Source organism: Rhizobium acidisoli, assembly GCF_002531755.2.
GTDB lineage: Bacteria > Pseudomonadota > Alphaproteobacteria > Rhizobiales > Rhizobiaceae > Rhizobium > Rhizobium acidisoli.
The window spans coordinates 51,745-72,301 of record NZ_CP035000.1; the positions used below are offsets into that span (position 1 = coordinate 51,745).

23 protein-coding genes are annotated in these 20,557 nt (G+C 59.7%); 12 read left to right on the forward strand and 11 right to left on the reverse strand.

The window, feature by feature from the left end; all coding sequences use genetic code 11:
* The first annotated feature begins 117 nt into the window (after positions 1–117).
* Both CO657_RS25880 and CO657_RS25885 read left to right on the forward strand, forming a co-directional pair.
* The gene (locus tag CO657_RS25880; RefSeq protein WP_054185214.1) at positions 118–555 is read left to right on the forward strand and encodes a DUF2231 domain-containing protein; all 438 of its coding nucleotides are present in this window, start codon (positions 118–120) and stop codon (positions 553–555) included.
* Complete coding sequence (locus CO657_RS25885) at positions 555–2,045, forward strand: PQQ-dependent sugar dehydrogenase (protein WP_082366347.1); 1,491 nt, start codon at positions 555–557, stop codon at positions 2,043–2,045. Before CO657_RS25880 ends, CO657_RS25885 begins: the two co-directional genes overlap by 1 nt.
* Before the next feature lie 179 nt (positions 2,046–2,224).
* Here the strand turns inward: CO657_RS25885 and CO657_RS25890 are convergent, their stop codons facing one another.
* From CO657_RS25890 to CO657_RS25915, 6 genes are read right to left on the reverse strand one after another with little or no spacing between them, the layout of a single operon-like run.
* Positions 2,225–3,106: an alpha/beta hydrolase gene (locus CO657_RS25890; protein WP_054185215.1), complete on the reverse strand. Its 882-nt coding sequence runs from the start codon at positions 3,104–3,106 to the stop codon at positions 2,225–2,227.
* Between the two features lie 41 nt (positions 3,107–3,147).
* Positions 3,148–4,305 (reverse strand): glutathionylspermidine synthase family protein, encoded by a 1,158-nt coding sequence (locus CO657_RS25895; protein WP_054185216.1) that lies wholly within the window; start codon positions 4,303–4,305, stop codon positions 3,148–3,150.
* A 1-nt stretch (position 4,306) separates the two neighbouring features.
* Positions 4,307–4,909: a DUF1190 domain-containing protein gene (locus tag CO657_RS25900; protein ID WP_054185217.1), complete on the reverse strand. Its 603-nt coding sequence runs from the start codon at positions 4,907–4,909 to the stop codon at positions 4,307–4,309.
* 12 nt (positions 4,910–4,921) lie between these two features.
* Positions 4,922–5,323, reverse strand: a complete 402-nt coding sequence (locus tag CO657_RS25905) for a DUF350 domain-containing protein (protein ID WP_054185218.1) — start codon at positions 5,321–5,323, stop codon at positions 4,922–4,924.
* Positions 5,324–5,357: 34 nt separating this feature from the next.
* Entirely contained in the window at positions 5,358–6,017 is a 660-nt protein-coding gene (locus CO657_RS25910) for a YjfK family protein (RefSeq protein ID WP_054185219.1), read from the reverse strand.
* Complete coding sequence (locus CO657_RS25915; protein ID WP_054185220.1) at positions 6,014–7,069, reverse strand: ion channel; 1,056 nt, start codon at positions 7,067–7,069, stop codon at positions 6,014–6,016. The genes CO657_RS25910 and CO657_RS25915 overlap by 4 nt, the downstream gene beginning before the upstream one ends.
* A gap of 119 nt (positions 7,070–7,188) precedes the next feature.
* Here CO657_RS25915 and CO657_RS25920 point away from each other — a divergent pair, with 119 nt between their 5' ends.
* Together CO657_RS25920 and CO657_RS25925 are read left to right on the forward strand one after the other, a co-directional pair.
* On the forward strand, positions 7,189–7,623 hold the full coding sequence (locus tag CO657_RS25920; RefSeq protein ID WP_054185221.1) for a YjfI family protein: 435 nt from the start codon (positions 7,189–7,191) through the stop codon (positions 7,621–7,623).
* The gene (locus CO657_RS25925; RefSeq protein WP_054185222.1) at positions 7,620–8,354 is read left to right on the forward strand and encodes a PspA/IM30 family protein; all 735 of its coding nucleotides are present in this window, start codon (positions 7,620–7,622) and stop codon (positions 8,352–8,354) included. Before CO657_RS25920 ends, CO657_RS25925 begins: the two co-directional genes overlap by 4 nt.
* A gap of 186 nt (positions 8,355–8,540) precedes the next feature.
* Here the strand turns inward: CO657_RS25925 and CO657_RS25930 are convergent, their stop codons facing one another.
* The gene (locus CO657_RS25930) at positions 8,541–9,563 is read right to left on the reverse strand and encodes a LacI family DNA-binding transcriptional regulator (RefSeq protein ID WP_054185223.1); all 1,023 of its coding nucleotides are present in this window, start codon (positions 9,561–9,563) and stop codon (positions 8,541–8,543) included.
* A gap of 246 nt (positions 9,564–9,809) precedes the next feature.
* Between CO657_RS25930 and CO657_RS25935 the strand changes: the two genes are divergently transcribed.
* The 8 genes from CO657_RS25935 to CO657_RS36930 all read left to right on the forward strand — a co-directional run bounded on the left by CO657_RS25935 (position 9,810) and on the right by CO657_RS36930 (position 17,344).
* Positions 9,810–11,144 (forward strand): ABC transporter substrate-binding protein, encoded by a 1,335-nt coding sequence (locus CO657_RS25935; RefSeq protein WP_054185224.1) that lies wholly within the window; start codon positions 9,810–9,812, stop codon positions 11,142–11,144.
* Between the two features lie 96 nt (positions 11,145–11,240).
* Complete coding sequence (locus CO657_RS25940) at positions 11,241–12,188, forward strand: carbohydrate ABC transporter permease (RefSeq protein WP_054185225.1); 948 nt, start codon at positions 11,241–11,243, stop codon at positions 12,186–12,188.
* Entirely contained in the window at positions 12,185–13,126 is a 942-nt protein-coding gene (locus CO657_RS25945) for a carbohydrate ABC transporter permease (RefSeq protein WP_054185226.1), read from the forward strand. Before CO657_RS25940 ends, CO657_RS25945 begins: the two co-directional genes overlap by 4 nt.
* Positions 13,123–13,311: a hypothetical protein gene (locus CO657_RS25950; protein WP_054185227.1), complete on the forward strand. Its 189-nt coding sequence runs from the start codon at positions 13,123–13,125 to the stop codon at positions 13,309–13,311. The genes CO657_RS25945 and CO657_RS25950 overlap by 4 nt, the downstream gene beginning before the upstream one ends.
* 3 nt (positions 13,312–13,314) lie before the next feature.
* Complete coding sequence (locus CO657_RS25955; RefSeq protein ID WP_054185228.1) at positions 13,315–14,412, forward strand: ABC transporter ATP-binding protein; 1,098 nt, start codon at positions 13,315–13,317, stop codon at positions 14,410–14,412.
* Positions 14,405–15,400, forward strand: coding sequence for an ABC transporter ATP-binding protein (locus tag CO657_RS25960; protein WP_054185229.1), 996 nt, complete (start codon positions 14,405–14,407; stop codon positions 15,398–15,400). The genes CO657_RS25955 and CO657_RS25960 overlap by 8 nt, the downstream gene beginning before the upstream one ends.
* Positions 15,401–15,411: 11 nt before the next feature.
* Positions 15,412–17,088: a dihydroxyacetone kinase subunit DhaK gene (locus CO657_RS25965; protein WP_054185230.1), complete on the forward strand. Its 1,677-nt coding sequence runs from the start codon at positions 15,412–15,414 to the stop codon at positions 17,086–17,088.
* Between the two features lie 16 nt (positions 17,089–17,104).
* Entirely contained in the window at positions 17,105–17,344 is a 240-nt protein-coding gene (locus CO657_RS36930; protein ID WP_054185231.1) for a hypothetical protein, read from the forward strand.
* 59 nt (positions 17,345–17,403) lie between these two features.
* Here the strand turns inward: CO657_RS36930 and CO657_RS25970 are convergent, their stop codons facing one another.
* From CO657_RS25970 to CO657_RS25985, 4 genes are all read right to left on the reverse strand, one after another.
* The gene (locus CO657_RS25970; protein ID WP_054185232.1) at positions 17,404–18,174 is read right to left on the reverse strand and encodes an amino acid ABC transporter ATP-binding protein; all 771 of its coding nucleotides are present in this window, start codon (positions 18,172–18,174) and stop codon (positions 17,404–17,406) included.
* Positions 18,175–18,186: 12 nt separating this feature from the next.
* Positions 18,187–18,846: an amino acid ABC transporter permease gene (locus tag CO657_RS25975; RefSeq protein ID WP_054185233.1), complete on the reverse strand. Its 660-nt coding sequence runs from the start codon at positions 18,844–18,846 to the stop codon at positions 18,187–18,189.
* A 5-nt stretch (positions 18,847–18,851) separates the two neighbouring features.
* Positions 18,852–19,514 carry an amino acid ABC transporter permease gene (locus CO657_RS25980; RefSeq protein WP_003591525.1) on the reverse strand — a complete coding sequence of 221 codons (663 nt, stop codon included), beginning with the start codon at positions 19,512–19,514 and terminating at the stop codon, positions 18,852–18,854.
* Positions 19,515–19,645: 131 nt separating this feature from the next.
* Positions 19,646–20,485 carry a transporter substrate-binding protein gene (locus CO657_RS25985; RefSeq protein WP_054185234.1) on the reverse strand — a complete coding sequence of 280 codons (840 nt, stop codon included), beginning with the start codon at positions 20,483–20,485 and terminating at the stop codon, positions 19,646–19,648.
* Positions 20,486–20,557 lie beyond the last annotated feature (72 nt).

Below are 20,557 nucleotides of genomic sequence, written 5' to 3' on the forward strand. Positions count from 1 at the left end.
CCAGCCGACCATACTTCGCCTAGGCCGTGCCGCAGTCGTTCCACGAATACGGAACCATCTCCTGCCGCGGCGGTTTGGTAGGCACTCTCCAAGCACTTTGCCCCATGGAGCATGCTCATGGCTATACTTTCCTCCAGGGATAGAGACGCGGCCGCCTACCCGCTACAGTCGCTCTTTGTGCCTTTTCCCTTCGTCTGCTTTACGCTCGCACTCGCGACCGATATCGCTTTCTGGCAGAGCGGCAATTTGATGTGGCAGAATTTTTCCGCTTGGCTGCTATTCGCCGGACTGGTGTTCGGTGGGTTTGCGATTCTGGCCGGATTAATGGATCTGCTGCGTCCGCGCACCCGCCCGCTGCGGCCTCCCGTCCTGTCTGCCCTCCTCTACCTGATCATACTGGCACTCGCCTTTGCCAATAGCCTTGTCCATGCGGGCGACGGTTGGACGGCCGTGGTGCCTTATGGACTGATGCTCTCGGCTGCGACTTTTCTGTTCTGCCTCGGGGCTGCAGCCGTTTCTGCCCACAAATATGCCAGACTGGCCTGGAGGATATGATGATGAAGCCCCAGATCCTCGGCGCTTCCGTTCTGTCGTTATCAGTGGCCGTGAGCCTTGCGGCTTACGCGCAGAGCGGAAATTTTGATATTTCTCAGCAAATCGGACCAAACCCGGTCCTCCCGGATCCGGCTTTCTCCCTGCTTCCGGACCTGAAGGTGGCGGAGGTCGTCGGGTGGAAGGATGGCGAGGCGCCGGCCGCGCCGGAAGGCTTGACGGTCACGGCCTATGCCAAGGGCCTCGCCAACCCTCGGACGGTCCATACCTTGCCGAATGGCGACGTGCTGGTGATCCAGTCCCGCGGACCGTCTGTCGAACCGACCTCACGGCCGAAGGATTTCATCCGTGGCTGGATCATGTCCATCTCCCATGGCGATGTTGGTGAGAAGAAAGAAAGCAACATCATCACATTGCTGCGTGACACCAACCGCGACGGCACGGTGGACGAGACGCACGATCTCCTGAAGAAGCTGGATTCGCCGTTCGGCGTGGCGTGGATCGACAACACTCTTTATGTCGCTTCAACAGGTGCCATCCTCGCCTACCCCTACGAACTTGGGCAGAATGAAATCTCAGCCCAACCGAAGCTCCTGACCCCGCTTCCAGGTGGTCCGATCGATCACCATTGGACAAAGGATCTGGCGCTCAGTCCGGATGGGAAAATGCTTTACGTCTCGGTCGGCTCTAACTCAAACATTGTCGAGAACGGCCTTGAAGCCGAGAAGGGACGCGCGGCGATCTGGCAGGTCGATCGACAAAGCGGCGCAGCGCGCGTCTTCGCTTCCGGTTTGCGCAATCCGAACGGCCTGACCTTCAACCCCGAGACGGGCGCGCTGTGGACCGTCGTCAACGAGCGGGACGAACTTGGTCCGAACCTTGTTCCTGATTACATGACCTCGGTGAAGGAAGACGGCTTCTACGGCTGGCCTTGGAGCTATTATGGCAAACATATCGATGCGCGTGTGCATCCGCCGCGGCCGGACATGGTCGATAAGGCGATCCCGCCGGACTATGCTCTGTCAAGCCACGTCGCGGCGCTCGGACTGACCTTCTCGATGAATTCGGCGCTTCCAACCGCCTATGCCAATGGCGCCTTCATCGGCGAGCACGGCAGTTGGAACAGGGACAGCTTCAACGGCTACAAGGTAGTATACGTGCCATTCGAAAACGGCAAGCCATCCGGCAAGGCGCAGGATGTGGTAACGGGCTTCATCCAGGGTGACCAGGCAAAAGGACGGCCGGTCGGCGTCGGGATCGATGGGACCGGAGCCCTCCTGGTTGCCGATGACGCCGGCAATACTGTCTGGCGCATTGCTTCCTCCGACGGCAAAATCTCGCCGCAGCCAATCGGCACGGACCAGCTGTCGGCAAATCCGCAGGCCTCGACTGATGCGACCGGCAATCTGAAGCCGGGTATTGGAACAGAAAAGACGAGTTCGACAGCGCAATCTCCTGCGCAAATGCAGATCGCCCCCGCTTCAGGACCTTAGAGCATGTCCGCTGATTTTCCGCTGGGCCGACAGATGAGGAGTCCGTCGGCCGAACTACCCTAGCCGACCAAGATCGCAGCAAGATCCGCGGCGGTTCGTTCGTGAGCCCAGCCATGGAAAGTTTTCAATACGGGGCATTCCGAGTAACGGAGCCGATCGATGAAGTCTTACAGAGAGCGTCACCTGACGTCCAATCCGTCGACGGCAAACGCGATGCTGACCGCACGGTTCACAGCCGCAGCAAGAACCGACATGTGGGTCTGGCCGGCATAAAGTTCGAATTCGGCACGCAATCCGTCGGCCGTACTGCTCAATCGCTCCGCCATCTCCTGCGCAAGAAGGACCGTCCGCTCCGTCTTCCTCTTCTCCAGGCGTAGGGCGGCATCCTCGTTCCGATACTGAAAAGGGGCCAGCTCATCGCCTTCGTATTCCCCCGCGGATAAATGGAGGAAGGCGGCCTTTCCCGGAATGGGTTGACGCTGCGCCTCATTGTTGAGGATTTCACTGTTCTCCCAATAGATGGTCGGGCTGGCCGCGATCCAGTTGGCAAACAGACCCGGACGCTCGAACAGGGCATAAAGGGTAAAGAGGCCGCCGAAGGAATGGCCGAAAAGCGATCGGCGCTGCGGATCCGGGGTCACCATATCCGCGATCCGCGGTATCAACTCGGTCTCGATGAAATCCACCAGTTTGCCGGTCCCTCCGATGACCACCGGCGGACCGCCCTCGACGAAGGGCGGATAGGATTTGATCGGTGGAGGACCGAGGTCCCAAGACCGGCGGAGCGCATCATAGGGCTCGTCGGTGGGATAGCCGATCGCGGCGATCACCCCCCAACCGACATTCGTTCCCGTGGGATAAGGCGCCTGCGTGACAAGGCTGGCAGCCGCGAAGGGGAAAGTAGCGTTGCCGTCGGTCATCACCAGAAGCGGCCATCCTGCCGGCGGCGGCGTCTGCGCCGGAATGGACAGGAATATGCGATAGGGCTCGCCGCCTGCAGCTGGAGCCAGATCAAAAAAGCAGGTTCCGGGCATTGAATAGGCGCGGACAGGATCAGTCATGAGAACGGTTTCTGATGTTTGCATAAGAGGATCTGTCCCTCTTAATCGATAATGACGTGCGGTACGAAACGCGACAGGTTGGCGGTAATGCGCGAGCGGTCTTCGCGCACGGCAAGGCCACAGGCGCGATCACCGACGACCCAGCTGCCGAGCACGGCGAAGCCGCCTTCGCTTTCGAAAAGCGGGGCATAGGCCTGGACGACGAAGCCTTCGTCGCCGTAATCGCCGGGAGCGGAAACAAATTCCCGGCCATCGCGGAATATCGTGACGTTCTCGCCCTCGCGTGACAGCAGCGGTTTACGCACATAATCCGTCAAGGCCGAAGCCGCCGGGTCGTCGGCGAAATAGCTCGCCAGCAGGTTGGGGTGATTGGGGTGGCGCTGCCAGAGCAGAGGCAGAAGCCCCTTGTTGGAGAGCACGGCCTTCCAGGCGGGCTCGATGAAGACATCGCCGCAGCGCGCGAGTTCGCGGGCGAACGGCTCGCGCAGCATGAATTCCCAGGGGTAGAGCTTGAAGCAGCGGTCGATCACCCGATCCTGCAGGTCGGTATAGCGGCCCTCCGCATCGATGCCGATCTCACCTATGTCGAGAAGCTCGACGCGATGACCGGCCTGCACTGCGCAGTCCATCAGATAGACGGTCGTGCCTCGATCCTCCTCATTGTCGGTCATCACGGCGAAGTGGAAGATCGGCCCTTTGGGAAATTGCTCGAACGCCTCGACAAGGCTTTCCTGCAGGGAATTATACTGGTCCGCATCCTTGGGCAGGGCACTCAAAGCCATCTGGTCGGTCAGCCAGTTGTATTGGAAATAGGCTGTCTCGAACACCGCGGTCGGCGTATCAGCATTATATTCGAGCAACTTGGCCGGACCGGTGCCGTCATAGGCAAGATCGAACCGGCCGTAGAGGTGCCGGTCGCGGCGCTGCCAGGACCGCTGCACCACATCGCGCAGATCCTCCGGAATGGCCAGCCGGTCGAGCGCCTCTTCGCTGCCGACGATATCCCCGACCATATCCATGCACATGTCGTGCAATTCCTGGCTCGGCTCTTCGATCTGCGTCTCGATCTCATCGAGCGTAAACGTATAGGCGGCATCGTCGAGCCAGTAGGGCTCGCCGTACATGACGTGAAAACCGAAGCCGACGGCCCGCGCCTTGTCACGCCAGTCGGGACGGGCCGGAAGGGTGATCCGCTTCATGTCAGCCGCCGAAACTGAACGACGAACGGCCCCCGAAGCCCTGACGGGCGACGGTGCGGGTGTTGACGTTGACAGGCTTGACGCTCTGGCGCGAGGGCGCCGTCACACTGTCGCTGCCCGCCCCGCCTGAGCGAACCGTCGTCGTCAACGTCTGCCCTGCGCGATTGCGATAAATCGGCGTCGAACCGTAGTAATAGCCGTTCGCCTCCTGGCGCCGGCGATAATCGGAATAGTCGGTAATGTTGTTCAGTGCCGAAGACAGCATGTAGCCTGCCAGGAACGGCGTGAAGAAGCTGCCGTTGCCGCCGCTATTGTTGGGAACTGAATTGGCCGGCTGTTCCGTGCATTGGCCCACGCCGTATTCGGCCTCGCAGGCCGCCATGCCGTTGAAACGTGGCGCGGTGGCGAGATGAGCCCGCATCGCATCCTGATAGCCGGCCTGGCAGACCTGCCGGTCCATGCCTGAGGTCACGCATTGGTCGACGGAGGTGAACATGACCTCCGAGGGCGTCTGGTCGCCGCAACCGGATAGCGCCAGGGTCGAGGCAGCGATCGTGCCAAGGGCGAGGAAAGGTCGTCTGTGCCCGCTCTTACGTCTGCGCATCGTTCCCTCCCCTCAATAGGTCATGCAGGCGGCATTGAGAATACCGATGACCAATGCGATGCCGCCGCCCCATATGCCCGCGGCGATATTGTCGGCCGTGATCTTCTCATGCAGGTCCGGCATGGTGAAATTCGCAATATAGAAAGCAAGGATCTGCGCCAGGATGCCGATCGCCGCCCAGATGATGTAGTCGATGATGCTGACCGAATTGGCCGCGGCCGAGGCCAGCGGCAGGCTGAAACCGACAAGCGCGCCCAGGAATGCCGTGACGGCGGCGAGATTGCCGGCACGAATGAGCTCGACCTCCTTTTGCGGCGTCAGGAATGTGTAGATCACCGCGAAAACAGCGTAGGCGCCAAGACCGATGGCAAAATAACCAAGGAAGGCAGGCAGACCCGCCACGTAATCGAGCATTGGAAAAACTCCTCCGTCAAAAATTGATAGGGTGTCAGACGCGGCGGACGTCGGCTGGAGCCAGTCCGTAACCGATCAGAAATTCCACCGAGCTTCCCGCCTGGCTTTGTCCGACGTCGAGATCGCGCTCGACGTTGATCAGCAGCATTTCGCGGGTCGAGCCAAGCGGGCGATAATACAGCATGCAGGTCTGGTGAATGGAGCGCTGCACGTCGCCATCGTCGACCTTTTCGACAAATTCCACCAGTTGCGCGCGCTCCGGCCCTTCGCCCCAGAAGCGGCTATAGAGGATACCGTCGGCATCGTAGGATGGCTGGCCGATCAGGCCGCCCGGCCCGGTCCAGCGGTGCCATTCGCTCTGCCCGGCGGGCACGACGCTGTCCCAGGATTGATAAAAGCTGATGTCGTCGACGGCATCGCCCGGCTGGCCCGACGCCGACATCACCTGGATCATCCGGTGGTCTTCATCGTAGTAACGTGACAGAACCGTTGCGGCATCGAGCGAAATCTCGCCGTAGCCGGCAATGATGAAGGGGCCGCTCCGTGGCAGCGGCATGGCCGGCTCGCCCCCTAAAGCCTCGGCCTCGAGGGAGAGGAAATCGATCTCCAGAGCCCCGCCGATGGCGGCGCCCAAGGGGCCGAGTTCTCTGGGCAAGGGCTTTTCGTCCTTGTCTCTGCCGAACCAGCCGATCATGATGCGTCTCCCATTCGAGCCCAAGCGATGGCAGCGGGATCTAGCCGCATTCCACTGATGTAGTAAAGGGTCTCGCCACCCCGCACCAGCACCTCGTCCCGGCAATTGAGGTCGGTGATGCCCTGGCTCATCAAGCCCACCAGTGTCACGTGATGCTCACGCTTGAGGCTTAAAAACACGTCTCCATAGAGCAGGGGCCGTTGCAAAGGCGGCACCGGCAGCGAAAACGCCGTGTCGGTGGAGGCAGCCGACAGCAGCCGTGCAGTGATCTCCGAAGAGCCCGGATCGCGGGCTGCACGCGACAAGAGCTCCTCGGCGAGCGAACCCACCGCCTCAACGCGCGGCCGCAGCTGTTTGACCATCTGGGCGGTGCGGTCATCGGCGAAATAAGCGACGATATGGGCATTCGGCGCATGGTCTTCGGCAATCAGCACGGCGGCCAGCGTCTCGTCGTCATTTGCTCCGCGCGCGATGATCGCGCGGGCCTGCGCCACCCCGGCCCGCATCAGAGCGTCGGCATCGGCGAGCCGCTCGGTTCTGATATAGTCGGCGTAGTCGCTGGCGGGATTTTCCGAAAGCTCCTTGGCAACCAGAACGCTCATCGGTTCGTTCGCCTGCCGTTCGGCATGCAGCAGCCGCAGCGTCTGGTGTGTCTGCCCCTCCTGCCAGCCGAGGACGATGATATGGCCGGTGCGTTCGCTGTAGTCACCCAATCCGCGCATACGGTTCCTCCAGATCGTGCCGATCGTTGTCAACAATTTGCCAAGAACGGCGGTGAATATGGCAATGCCGCCGGGAAGAACGAACAGGACGGCAATGATCCGGCCAAATCCCGATTTTGGGGAAAGATCTCCATAGCCGACAGTCGTTGCCGTCACCATATAGTAGTAAATAAAATCGATCGGATTGCCGACGAGATCGCCTTCGCCGACCAGCACAAAGAGCAGGTAGGAGGCGGCCAGATGGATCACCAGAAGAATAAAAAGGGCGGACCAGGCCAATTCGCTGAGCGAGAGATATACACGCCGCAGTAATGAAGCGATAAATGGCACGCGATTCGCCCCCGTTCCCGACGCGTAACCTAGCGAAATTTATTTAGCGCGCCACCCCTTTAAGTGGCATATCGAATACCCAGATATTTTTCGAAATTCTAACCGATGGAGGACTTTTTTTGGAGACCTGGAACCTGACCACCTTAACGCGCCTGTTCGCCGCCGATCCGGAGGCACTCGGCGATGTCGACGTCGCCGTACCCGAACAGGGCGACGTGATATGCGTGACTCTGAAGGAAAAAGGCGATCTCGACGTCTTCGTCGCGGTGAGCGGTGAGCGCGACATCCTTGTCAGCGCCGTTCTGTTGCCGTGCAAGGACGTGCCCAATCGCCAGGCCTTCGAACGCATGGTGCTCAAGACGCACAAATTCGTGCCGCTTTCCAGCTTCGGCATCACCACCATCGACGGTGAGGAATGGTATGAATTGTTCGGTTCGCTGTCGGCACACTCGCCGGCCGACACGGTGGTCGAAGAGGTGGCAATTCTCGCGGCCAATGCCGTCGATGCGGCACATATGATTGAAGAATGGAAAAGCGGGGAGATTGCAGCGTGAGCACCTGGGGAAAGATTTTCACCGCCATTCGCGGCGGCATCAACGAGGCGGCTGAAGCGGCCGCCGACAACCAGTCCATGCGCATTCTCGACCAGGAAATCCGCGACGCCGAACAGTCGCTGCGCCGGGCGCGCTCTGATCTGGCCGGCATCATGGCCTCCAACAAGAGCGTCATGCGCCGGCTTGAAGAAAACCGCGCAAAGGAAAGCAAGGATACCGTCAGCGCTCGCGCTGCGATCTCGGCGGGCCGCACGGATCTCGCTCAGGGTCTGGCGCAGCGCATCGCCACCAGCCGTTCCGAAGTGCAGCGCGACCAGGAAGAGCTCGATCGGCTGCTGCCCCGCCAGCAGCAGATGCTGCGCACGATCCAGGACACCGAAGCACGCATTGCGCAAATGAAGCGCGAGGTGGAGAACGTCAAAGCCAACGAGTCGCTGCTGCGTGCTCAGTCGGCGATCGCCCATAACCAGTCGGGCATCAATACCCGTCTCGGCAGCGCCGTCGAAAGTCTCGAACGCATCAAGAAACGCCAGGAAATCACTGCCGGGCGCATCGAAGCTGGCGCAGAACTCGCCGAACTGGAAAACGGCGGCGATCTCGATCGTCAGCTGCGCGAAGCCGGCATTGGCGGTTCCAGCCATTCCGCCGACGACATTCTCGCACAACTGATGCTCCCCAAACATTCGGCCGAGCCCGTCTTGCTGCCGGCGCCCGCCGGTAGGAAAGACTGATCATTTCCCCAGCGGCCGCCCAATCATTCGGGTGATCTCGAAGATGGGGCGGCCGCCCGTGGAAATTCACCGAAGTCTCCGCAAAGGCAATGGATATCTTCGGACCGAATTTCCGAGGCATATGGCAATGGATGAGGTGCGCACCTCACACGTAGCGGACTTTTCAGCCTCGGAGCGCGACGCTCTTTAGAGATTTTCCTTGAGAAGGACTTCGATCCTTATTCTCTCCTGAGCCGCCAGCGGCTCCCTTGCGTCGGCGCGAGCCCGCATAATGCGAATTGCACTGCGCACGGCGTGTCCGGGGTCCTGCCCGATAACGGCATCGATGCGGTCATCGCGCAACGCTTCCTCGCTGAAGGGCGTGCGCTCGTGGACGACGACCGCGAGGTTGACGAGATCAACGTTGGCGGCGGTTGCCATAAGCGGGATGCGTGCTTCCGAACTCAGAACGTAGACGGCGATAATATCCTTATTGTTTTCGACGACGCGGGCGATGATTTGGTTCGCGCGCCGTTCGTCGGCATGTGTCTCTATCGAGGGAAGAGACCTGAGGAACGGAAATTGCTCGTTTATTATACTGTCGAAACCATGCCGGCGTTGAATGCTGTCCAGCGATTGCATTGTTTCGGCAACGATCATCACCTTGCCGGGCGTCCGGCAGGCAAACCTGCCTATCAATTTTCCAGCCGTCGCCCCGGCTGCGAAGTTATCGACGCCAACGAAATCCGCCGCGGGAAGTTTTTCCTGCCCGGACAGAAATTGGACGACCTTGATGTCTCTTTCGAGAAGTCGCGCCAAGGCATCACGCACTTGAGGCGACTCGGGCGCCATCAGCGCCACGCCGTCGACCTCATCCTCATTTATTCCGGCGAGATACTTCGCGACCCCATGAGGGTCGTCGGCAGGAATCTGAACATAGTCGATTTCGGTCAGGTCGCCCTTGAGGACGTCCTTCAACTCCTTCACCCGCTTTAAGAGCTCCCGAAGATAAAGATCGCCTGACTTGGGCAGGACAAATCGAAACCGATAGCTCTTGTTCCGCGCCAGGCTGACGGCGGCAGGATTGCGAATAAAACCAATCCGTTCAATGGCTTCGTGGACACTGCGTGCTGCCTTCTTACTCACGTTCGGGCGATCGTTCAAAACGCGATCCACTGTCGCGAGGCTGACGCCGGCGGCTTCCGCGAGGTCTTTTGCTGTTGGCCGCATAAGGGCTCCTGCTCCGATTTGGTCGCTCACATTTCCCGCAGAATCGCAAAAAACGCAACAATTGATGTGCGGACCTCAAAAATTGCTTGCATTGAGGTGCGCACCTCAGTTATGGCTATTTTGCGATGGCCTGAACAGTCGGGCCTGAAAAGAGCAATCAAGGAACTTAAGTCGCGGCGCTCTGCCAAAGCCGTTTTATTTACCCCTCTCGATGGAGGTCGAGAGGTCAACGGGAGGACCCTACTGATGAAGTCCGTTTTGATGAACTCGGCATGTGCTGCCGGGATGTATATAGCCGTGTCTGCGACGATGGCGTCCCACGCCCAGGCCGCTGATCTCACCCTGTGCTGGGCGGCATGGGATCCCGCCAATGCTCTCGTCGAACTCAGCAAGGATTTCGAGGCGAAGAGCGGCAACAAGATGCACTTCGAATTCGTTCCCTGGCCGAATTTCGCCGACCGTATGCTCAATGAGCTGAATTCCGGCGGAAAGCTTTGCGACCTGTTGATCGGCGACAGCCAGTGGATCGGCGGCGCGGCGGAGAACGGGCAATACGTCAAGCTCAACGATTTCTTCGATAAAGAGGGAATCAAGATGGACGACTTCATCCCCGCGACCGTGGTCGGTTACGCCGAGTGGCCGAAGAACACGCCCAGCTACTGGGCAATGCCGGCCTTCGGCGACGTGGTCGGATGGACCTATCGCAAGGATTGGTTCTCACGGCCCGAGCTTCAGGCCGAATTCAAGAAGAAATTCGGCCGCGATCTTGCGGTTCCGAAGACCTGGGACGAGCTGATCGATATTGCTGCGTTCTTCCAGGGACGTGACATCGACGGCAAGAAAGTCTACGGCGCGGCAATCTACACCGAGCGGGGCTCCGAAGGCATTACGATGGGCGCCATGAACGCGCTCTACAGCTACGGCTTCGAATATCAGAACCCTAAGAAACCCTACGAGCTCGACGGCTTCGTGAATTCGCCCGCCGCAGTTTCCGGCCTCGAAGAATACAAGAAGCTCTACGATTGCTGCACGCCGCCCGGCCACTCCGATGCCTACATGACCCAGGACGTCGACGCCTACAAATCGGGCCAGGTGGCATTGCAGATGAACTTTACCTTTACCTGGCCGGGGATCAACGCTGACGCCAATGTCGGCGGCGACAAGTCAGGCTACTTCCCGAATCCCGCCGGCCCGAATGGCGCGCAGTTTGCGCAGCTCGGCGGCCAGGGCATCTCTGTTGTCGCTGCTTCCGACAAACAAAAAGAGGCGCTCGATTACATCAAGTGGTTTGCTCAGCCGGAAATCCAGCAGAAATGGTGGAAGCTCGGCGGCTATTCGGCCTTGCGGGCGGTGGTTGAAGACCCAAACTTCGCGTCCAGCCAGCCCTACGCAAAGCCGTTCCTGGATTCGATGGCGATCGTGAAGGATTTCTGGGCCGAACCGGCTTACGCCTCTCTCCTCCAGGCGTCGCAGAAGCGTTTCCATGACTACGTCGTCGCAAACCAGGGCACCGCAAAAGACGCGCTCGACGGTCTGGCCAAGGACTGGAAGGCCGTTTTCGAGGACGACGGAAAATACTGACGCAACTTCTTCCTCCCAGCGGTGAGCGTCACGCAGGGCCGGTCACGTGGACCGAGCCGGCCCTGCTTACTACCATCTTCATGCAAGGAGACGAACATGCTCCATTCATCGATCGACCGGGTCGCCAGCGCGACTCCGCCCGCAATCGCGGCCCGCGTCAGAGGTTTATCTGATCGCGCTATAGCCTGGCTCTTCGTGGCACCGTCGATCGTGTTGCTGCTTGCCATCAACATCTTTCCATTGATTTGGACGATTAGGCTAAGTTTCACGAATTTCAGGGTGAACCGACCCAACGCGCCAATCGAGTTTGTCGGCTTGCGGAACTACCTGAACATCCTGACCGATAACGATATTTGGCAGAGCATGCAGGCAACCGCCCACTTCCTGATCTGGACCATCGTCCTGCAGGTGCTGATCGGCTTCTCGCTTGCCTACCTCATCAACAAGAAGTTCCGCGGCAATGATCTTTGGACGACGATCATCGTACTTCCGATGATGCTGAGCCCTGCGGTTGTCGGCAACTTCTGGACCTTCCTGTATCAGCCGCAAATCGGCCTGTTCAATTACGTGGTCGGTTTCCTCACAGGCAACGATCCCTCCAGCTTCTCGATGATTGCGAGCACATCGCTGGCGCCATGGGCCATCGTCATCGTCGACACCTGGATGTGGACGCCCTTCGTGATGCTGATTTGTCTTGCGGGACTGCGCTCCATTCCGAGCAGCATCTACGAGGCGGCCGAATGCGATCGCGCGAGCAAATGGCGTCAGTTCTGGACCATCACCATTCCGATGGTGCTGCCATTCCTGATGCTGGCCGTTCTTTTCCGCGGCATCGAGAATTTCAAGATGTTCGATCTCGTGGTCCAACTGACGGGTGGCGGGCCTGGCTCCATCACCGAACTGACGTCGATCAACCTGAAGCGCGCCGCTTTCGAGCAATGGCGAACCGGCTACGCATCCGCCTATGCCGTCATTCTTTTCGTCACCGTTTTCGGCCTTGCGTCGATCTACGTCAAAGCACTGAACAAGGTGAAACAGAGATGAGCAGCTATTCCGTAACCGAGCCGTCGGGGCGTCAGAAGTGGTTTGCCGGTAGCCTGGTCGTCCTCTACGCCGTCATCACCCTCCTTCCACTGTTGTGGATCATCGGAACCGGGTTCAAATCGCCTGAAGATGCAATCGCCTATCCGCCCAAATTGATCTTCGAGCCGACGGTTGAAGGATATGTCAACCTCTTCACCACCCGCACTCGCGTGCCGGAGGATCAACTCAAGGCGCTGGGAGAGCCGACGACCTGGTACGATAAACTCGTTCGCAAGGAAGGAGTTGTCATTACCGGTGCTTCGCGCTTTGCCGAGCGGTTCTATAATTCCGTCATCATTGGATTTGGTTCGACCGTCTTGTGCATCGTGCTCGGCACGGCGGCGGCCTATGCCTTCTCGCGTTTCAAAGTGCCTCTGAAGGACGATCTCCTGTTCTTCATACTTTCGACGCGCATGATGCCGCCGATCGCCGTGGCGATCCCGATCGTCCTGATGTTCCGATCGTTGGGCCTCAGCGACACGCATGCCGGCATGATCCTGCTCTATACGGCGGTCAACCTGTCCCTGTCAGTGTGGCTGCTCAAGGGTTTCATCGACGAAATCCCGATCGAATATGAAGAAGCTGCGCTCATCGACGGCTACACGCGCTTCCAGGCCTTCTACAAAGTCGTGCTGCCCCAGGCCGTCACCGGCATCGCCTCAACCGCGATCTTCTGCCTGATCTTCGCATGGAACGAGTACGCTTTTGCCGTGCTCCTGACGTCCGGCAATGCGCAAACAGCGCCGCCGTTCATCCCGACCATCATCGGCGTCAGCGGCCAGGACTGGCCAGCCGTCGCCGCCGGCGCAACCATCTTCCTGGTTCCGGTCATGGTCTTCACCATCCTGCTTCGTAAACATCTCTTGCGCGGCATTACCTTCGGAGCGGTCCGCAAATGACGAAGTTTCTCAATCGCTTATTTCGTCTGCGCCGTGACGCCTGGGAAATGCTGGCATCAGCCCTGATCGCGCTCGGCGTCGTCATGCTGATGCAGCCTGTATCGCTGTCACTCTACTCCTACTCTTTCCTCGTGACGCTTGTGGGCACGGTGATGTTCATCATCGTCAGCCATTTCCCGGAGTGAACCATGGCACAGATCAGAATTCAGAATGTGCGCAAGGATTTTGGGGCCTTCAACGCTGTGAAATCTTCGACCTTCACCGTCGAAGACGGGGAATTCTTCATGCTTCTCGGTCCGTCGGGATGCGGGAAGACGACCACCTTGCGGATGATGGCCGGCCTCGAACTTCCCACCAGCGGCGAAATCTACATCGGCGGGGAAGAGGTGGGAATGAAGAGGGCAAGCGAACGCGATATCGCATTCGTCTTCCAAATGTTCGCGCTCTATCCGCACATGAACGTCCGCAAGAACATCTCCTATCCGCTGGTGAGCCAGGGCATGAAGAGGGCGGAGGTTATCTCGCGTGTAGCGGAGGTCGCAAAGATCCTTCAGATCGAAAGCATCCTCGATAAGCCGGTCGGAGGCCTATCCGGCGGCGACCGCCAGCGCGTCGCACTCGGTCGCGCGATCGTGCGTAACCCAAAGGCCTTCTTCATGGACGAGCCGCTCGGCGCCCTCGACGCCGAGTTTCGCGAGCACATGGCCGAGGAGTTGCGAGCGCTGCATGATCGCATGGGCGCCACCACGGTATACGTGACCCATGACCAATTGGAAGCCATGCAGATGGGTGACAAAATCGTGGTGATGAACCACGGGGTCGTCGAGCAGTTCGGCAAGCCTCAACAGATCTATGACTGGCCGGCGACGAAGTTTGTCGCGAAGTTCATCGGCTCGCCGTCTATGAATTTCCTGGAATTCGAAGGAGCGATCGCAGCCGGTGACAACGAGGTCAGCCTTTCCGGCAACGTCGTGAAGGTGCCGGTCTCTCGCGAAGAACGTCTTGGCAAGCTGGCTCTCGGCGTCAGGCCCGAGCACATCAGGTTCAGCGATGGCTCTGCTTTCAGAGGCCGCATTATCGCCGTCGAATATCTCGGGACGACTCAGATCGTCACGATCGAGACGGCGCACGGCGAGATCAAGGCCCGCACAGTATCCAACCAATCCGCCCGAGTTGACGAATTGATCGGTCTGGATTTCGATTCCAGGACATTGACGATATTTGACTCGGCGACCGGAAATGCTCTTGTTTCCGAGGCCAACCAGGGAGTGCTGCGCCGTGGCTGAGGTCATCCTGAAAAGCATCACGAAGTCATTCGATGGACATCGGGCTCTCGACGACGTTTCCATGATCGTACCGGACGGATCGTTCGTGGTTCTTCTCGGCCCCACGGGCGCCGGCAAGACAACGACGTTGCGGATGGTATCCGGTCTCGACAAGCCGGATAACGGCGAAGTCATGATCGGCGGGCGATCGATGCGCGGGCTGACCCCGGCGCAACGGAATGTCGCGATGGTGTTCCAGCAATATTCGCTCTACCCGCATCTGTCGGTACGGCAGAACCTGGAATTTCCTTTGAAGTCGCCGTTGTTGAAGACGCCGCAAAATGCCATCGATGCGAAGGTGAACACCATCGCGGAGATTCTGCAGATCTCTCATAAGCTCGACAACAAGGCGACCGCGCTTTCGGGCGGAGAAATGCAACGCGTGTCGATCGGGCGCGCCTTGGTCAGAAACCCGCAGATCTATCTGATGGACGAGCCGTTGAGTTCGCTCGACGCCAAGCTTCGCGCCGATCTGCGGATTGAGCTTAAAAACATTCAGGCCAAGTCCGGTGCCACGCTGCTTTATGTCACCCATGACCAGGTCGAAGCGATGACCATGGCGACACATGTCGGCGTCCTCCACGAGGGCAAGCTCGTCCAGTTCGCCTCTCCACGTGAAATCTATGAACAGCCGGTCAGTATCTATGCCGCGACGCGCCTGGGCCAGCCGCGCATCAATGTCGTTCCAGCGGAACTGTTCCCCGGCGCGCCGGCAAAAGCCAAGTCGATAGGGCTGCGTCCGGAGCACATCGCGCAAGGGGACGGCCAGGATGCGACTGTTACGCGCGTCGAGCATCTCGGCGATCAGACACGCCTGCATCTTACGTTCAAGAAACACAATCTGATCACCGTCACCGATGCTCATACCGAGCTTACGAGCGGCGAAACCATCAAGATCCAGCCGAACAAGCCGCTCTACTTCGACGCGGCCGGCATGCGCTTAGTTTAAGGGAGGCGAGAATGTCACAGTTCCTCAATAGCAAGGAAAACGCGGTCACCGAAGCAATCGATGGTGTTCTGGCCACATCGGGCGGCGCGCTCAGCCGGCTCGACGGATATCCTCATATCCGAGTCGTCGTCCGTTCTGACTGGGACAAGTCGAAAGTGGCGATCGTCTCGGGCGGCGGATCGGGACACGAGCCGGCTCATGCCGGCTTCGTCGGCAAGGGAATGCTGACCGCAGCCGTGTGTGGCGATGTCTTCGCCTCTCCAAGCGTCGATGCGATCCTTGCAGGTATCCTGGCCGTCACCGGATCGGCGGGCTGCTTGCTCATCGTGAAGAACTATACCGGTGATCGACTGAACTTCGGCCTCGCGGCCGAACGCGCCCGAGCCTATGGCCTGAATGTCAGCATGGTGATCGTGGACGATGACATCGCCCTGCCCGATCTCCCGCAGTCCCGGGGCGTCGCGGGAACATTGTTCGTTCACAAGATAGCGGGCGCCTTGGCAGAGAGCGGTGCCGACCTCGAGGCCGTTACCAAAGCCGCCCGCCGGGTCGTCGAAAACACGAGCTCGATCGGAATGTCGCTCGACACGTGCACCGTACCTGGCTCGCCGAAAGAGAACCGAATTCCTGAGGGACATGCCGAGCTCGGTCTGGGCATTCATGGTGAAGCCGGCGTCGAGCAGATCGAATATTCCGGTGCGAACGGTGCCGTCGCCGCGATGGTGGAGCGTCTTGCCGCCAGCATGAATGACAAACCCCATGTCGTCCTTGTGAACAACCTCGGCGGCACGTCGACCCTCGAAATGTCGGTCGTGGTTCATGAACTCGCCCGATCGACGATCGCCAGCCAGATTTCTCACATCATCGGACCGGCGTCGATGATGACCTCGCTCGACATGCAGGGATTTTCGATCTCGATTTTTCCTGCCGACAAGCACGAATTGGAGCTTTTGTCCCGTCCGGTCGCGCTCTCGGCCTGGCCCGGCGTGACGGCCGTCAAACCGGTTGCGGTGCTTTCGCTGCCGGACGGGCTGACGCCGATCGCGCCGCTTCCCTCAAAGCACGAACCCACTCGCCGGTTCCTGACAGACTGCTGCACGCTTCTTATCGATGCGGAAAGGGATTTGAATGCGCTCGATGCGAAGTCGGGTGATGGCGATACCGGTTCGACTTTGGCCGGTGCGGCGCGCGCGCTCATTGAAGCGCTCGATCGTCTGCCCCTCTCCGATCATACGCAGCTTTTCCGCGCGATGGGGCAGGAACTCAGCCAGACCATGGGCGGTTCGTCCGGGGTGCTTTTGGCGATCTTCTTTGCCGCGGCCGGCGACGGCGCGTCGAGCGGACTGACCATTCGGGATGCGTTGAAGGCGGGCCTCTCTCGAATGCAGGAAATCGGCGGTGCGCGGATTGGGGATCGAACGATGGTCGATGCTCTCTCGCCCGCCTTGGATGCGCTCGATGAAGGATTTATCGCGGCGGCGGAAGCGGCTCGCGGCGGCGCAAACCTGACCGCTACGCTTCTCCAGGCCAAAGCCGGGCGCGCAGCCTACATCAATGCGAAGCAACTCGAAGGTCACGTCGACCCAGGAGCGGAGGCCGTCGCTCGGCTTTTCGAACACTTGGCCCGTGTCGCGCCGGGCAGCCGGCTGCCGGGCGAACAAGCGCTCGGCGTCGGTGCGACGGGCTGAGCATTGACGATGGAAATTGGCCCAGCCTTACACAGCGCTGGTTGAAAGCATCGCGGCCTCAGCGGTCGCGGCGGCCGATCATCTGAAAGCCGATATGACCAGGCGTACCATCGCCAATTCGCAAGGCATGCCCCTACCCGGTCATCGGCATCTGGAAAATGAACGGGATCACCGCGAACCTCGCTCCGCTTCCAAATCCATATTAGAGCATGATGCCGAAAAGTGTGAGCGGTTTTCGGACGACATCATGCTCTAACTCTGTAATTGAGAACAGGATTCAGACTTTAGGCCGACCGGGCCTAAAATCATCCTGTTCTAGTGGAAACTCGAGGTCTTGAGGAATTCCGCGAGCCGTTCGGTCTTCGGCCGCACAAACATTTCCTTCGGGTCGCCCTCCTCGCAGATGACGCCCTGGTTCATGAAAATGACGCGCGATGAAACCTCGTAGGCGAAACGCATCTCATGGGTGACGAGCAGCATGGTCATGCCGTCGGCGGCAAGCCCCTTGATGACCTGCAGCACTTCGCCGACCAGTTCCGGGTCGAGCGCCGATGTCACCTCGTCGAACAGCATCAGTCGCGGCGACATGGCGATGGCCCGGGCGATGGCGACCCGCTGCTGCTGGCCGCCGGAAAGCTGACCGGGATAATGATTGGTGCGGGCGGAAAGGCCGACACGGTCGAGCCATTTTTCCGCGACGGCGCGGGCGTCCGGCTTGGTCATTTTCTTCACCTTGACGAGGCCGAGCATGACGTTTTCGGCCGCACTCATATGCGGAAAGAGATTGAACTGCTGAAAGGCCATGCCGGTCAGCGCGCGCTGGCGGGCAATCTCTTTCTCGCCCTTGCGGCGGCGGGTTGCGCCGTCGACGCGGTAGCCGATCTCTTCGCCATCGAGGCTGATCGTGCCGCCCTGGAATTCTTCCAGCATGTTGACGCAGCGCAGCAAGGTGGTCTTTCCGGAGCCGGACGAGCCGATAATGGAAATGACCTCGCCTTCCTCCACGGCGCAATCGACACCTTTGAGGACTTCGTGGACGCCGTAAGTCTTGCGCAGACCCTTGATGTCGAGAATGGTCTTGGCCATCGGGGAAACTCCTCAGGACGGCAGGGCGGTCTTGCGCTCGACATATTTGCCGAAATGCTCGATGCCGTAGTTGACGATGAAATAGAGACCGCCGGCCAGGAAATAAAACTGGAGGCTCATGAAATTGCGGGAGATGATCTCCTGCGTGCGCAGGAGCAGCTCCGCGACACCGATGACGGAGAGCAGCGTCGAGGCCTTGACCATCTCGGCCGCCGTATTCACCCAGGCCGGCAGGCACTGGCGCATAGCCTGCGGCCACAGCACCGAGGTGAAGGTCTGGGTAAAGGTCAGGCCGATCGCCTTGGCCGCTTCGGTCTGCCCCTTCGGGATCGCCTGAAGCGCGCCGCGGACAATTTCGCCGACATGGGAAGAGCAGAAAATCGCAAGGGCGAGCACGCCGGCGGAGAACGGCCCGAGATCGAGCCCGACGGCCGCGGAGACATAATAGCTTGCCAGCACCAGCACGAGCACCGGCGTGCCGCGGATGATATCGGTATAGGCGCGCACGATCAGACGCGAAACAAAGCCGCCATAGACGAGCGCCAGGCCGACGAACACGCCGAGGACGGAGCCGGCGAGAATGGCCAGCAGTGAGATCGATACGGTCACGCCGATGCCATTGATAATGACGTAGCGGGCGATCCAGAGTTGTTCGAGAAAGGTGTGGGACATCGGGTCTATCTCGGCAGGGCCAGACGGCGCTCGACGAAGCGCATCACGGCGGCGATCAGGAAACAGGTCGCGACATAGAGGGCGGAGGTGACCATCCAGGTTTCGATGACGCGAAAGCTTTCGACATTGATCTTGCGGGCAGCAAAGGTCAGTTCCGGCACGGCGATGGCGGCGGCAAGCGAGGTGTCCTTGAAGAGCGAGATAATCGTCGAGGACAGCGACGGCAGCACGTTGCGGAGCATCAGCGGGGCAATGATGGAGCTGCGGATCTGCATCCCCGTCAGGCCGATGGCGAGGCCGGCTTCCGTCAGCCCTTTCGGGATCGACAGCAGGCCGGCGCGGAACACTTCGGCCAGATAGGCGCCGGAATAGAGGGAGAGAACCAGCACAAAGCTTTTTATCTTGTCGAGGCGCAAGCCCATCTGCGGCAGCGCAAAAAAGGCGAATAGTACCAGGACGAGAATCGGCAGGTTGCGAATGACAGTGACATAGACCCGCGCCGGAACTACCGCCAGGCGGTTTTTGGACGTCAGCGCAAAGGCCACGACGAGACCGATCACGGCCCCGATCAGGATCGAGATCACCGCCAGGCCGAGGCTCAGCGCAAGCCCGCTCAACAGAAAATCGAAATTGCGCCAGACGGCACCGAAGTTCAACGTATAACCCATGCGGGCCGCCCTTTCAGACTAACGCATCGTGCACGATGCGCAGATTCAAAGTGTTGCAGCGTATTTTGTGCGTCTGGAAAGACGCGCGGCGCTGCAGCGGAGCGGGAGACAGGTCCCGCTCCGCATGGCCGTTACTTGAACTCGACGGGGAAGCCGATCTGCGGCGGCGTCAGATCCTTGCCGAACCAGGTCTTGAAGGACTTGGCGTAAAAGTCGAACTCGACGCCGGTCATGGCTTCGTGCAGGGCGGTGTTGACGAAGTTCAGCCAGTCCTGATCGCCGCGCTTGACGGCGCAGGCGTAGGTCTGCGGGTTCCAGCCGTAGCCGGCATCTTTGTAGCGGCCCGGATTCTGCGTCATGTACCAGGCGAGCGACGACTGGTCGGTGGCAACGGCATCGGCGCGTCCCGACTCCAGGGCCTGATAGATCAGGTCGACGGAATCATACTGATCGACGGTGGCCTCCGGCAATGCCGCGTGCACCATCGTCTCGGCATAGACGTTCTGCAGAACCGAGATGGTGACGGAGGAACCGGCAGCCTTGAGAGCGGCGTAATCGCCATATTTTCCGTCCGCCTTGAGCATCAGACCAACGCCCTCGCGATAATAAGGAATGGTGAAGGCGACCTGCTGGGCGCGTTCGCCGGTAACGGTCATGAACTGGCAGGTGATATCGACCTTATCGGTGGTGATGTTCGGTATGCGGGCGTCGGAGGACTGGTTTACATATTCGATCTTCTCAGGATCGCCGAATAGCGCCTTGGCGATGATATGGCCCATGTCGACGTCGAAACCCTGCAGCTTGTCGTCGGCGCTCTTGAAGTGCCAGGGCGCGTTGGTGCTGCCCGTGCCGAGCACGAGATGGCCGCGGGCCAGCACTTCATCGAGCTTGCTGCCGTCGGCCAGTGCAGGCGTGGAGAGCAGCGCGGCGGCGGCCAGCGACATCACGCCGGTGCGAAAGGAAATAGTCATGGCGTTCCCCTTATGGATGGTTCCCTTATTCCAGTATAATGGACGCTTGTCTGTTTTACTGGAATAGCCTAT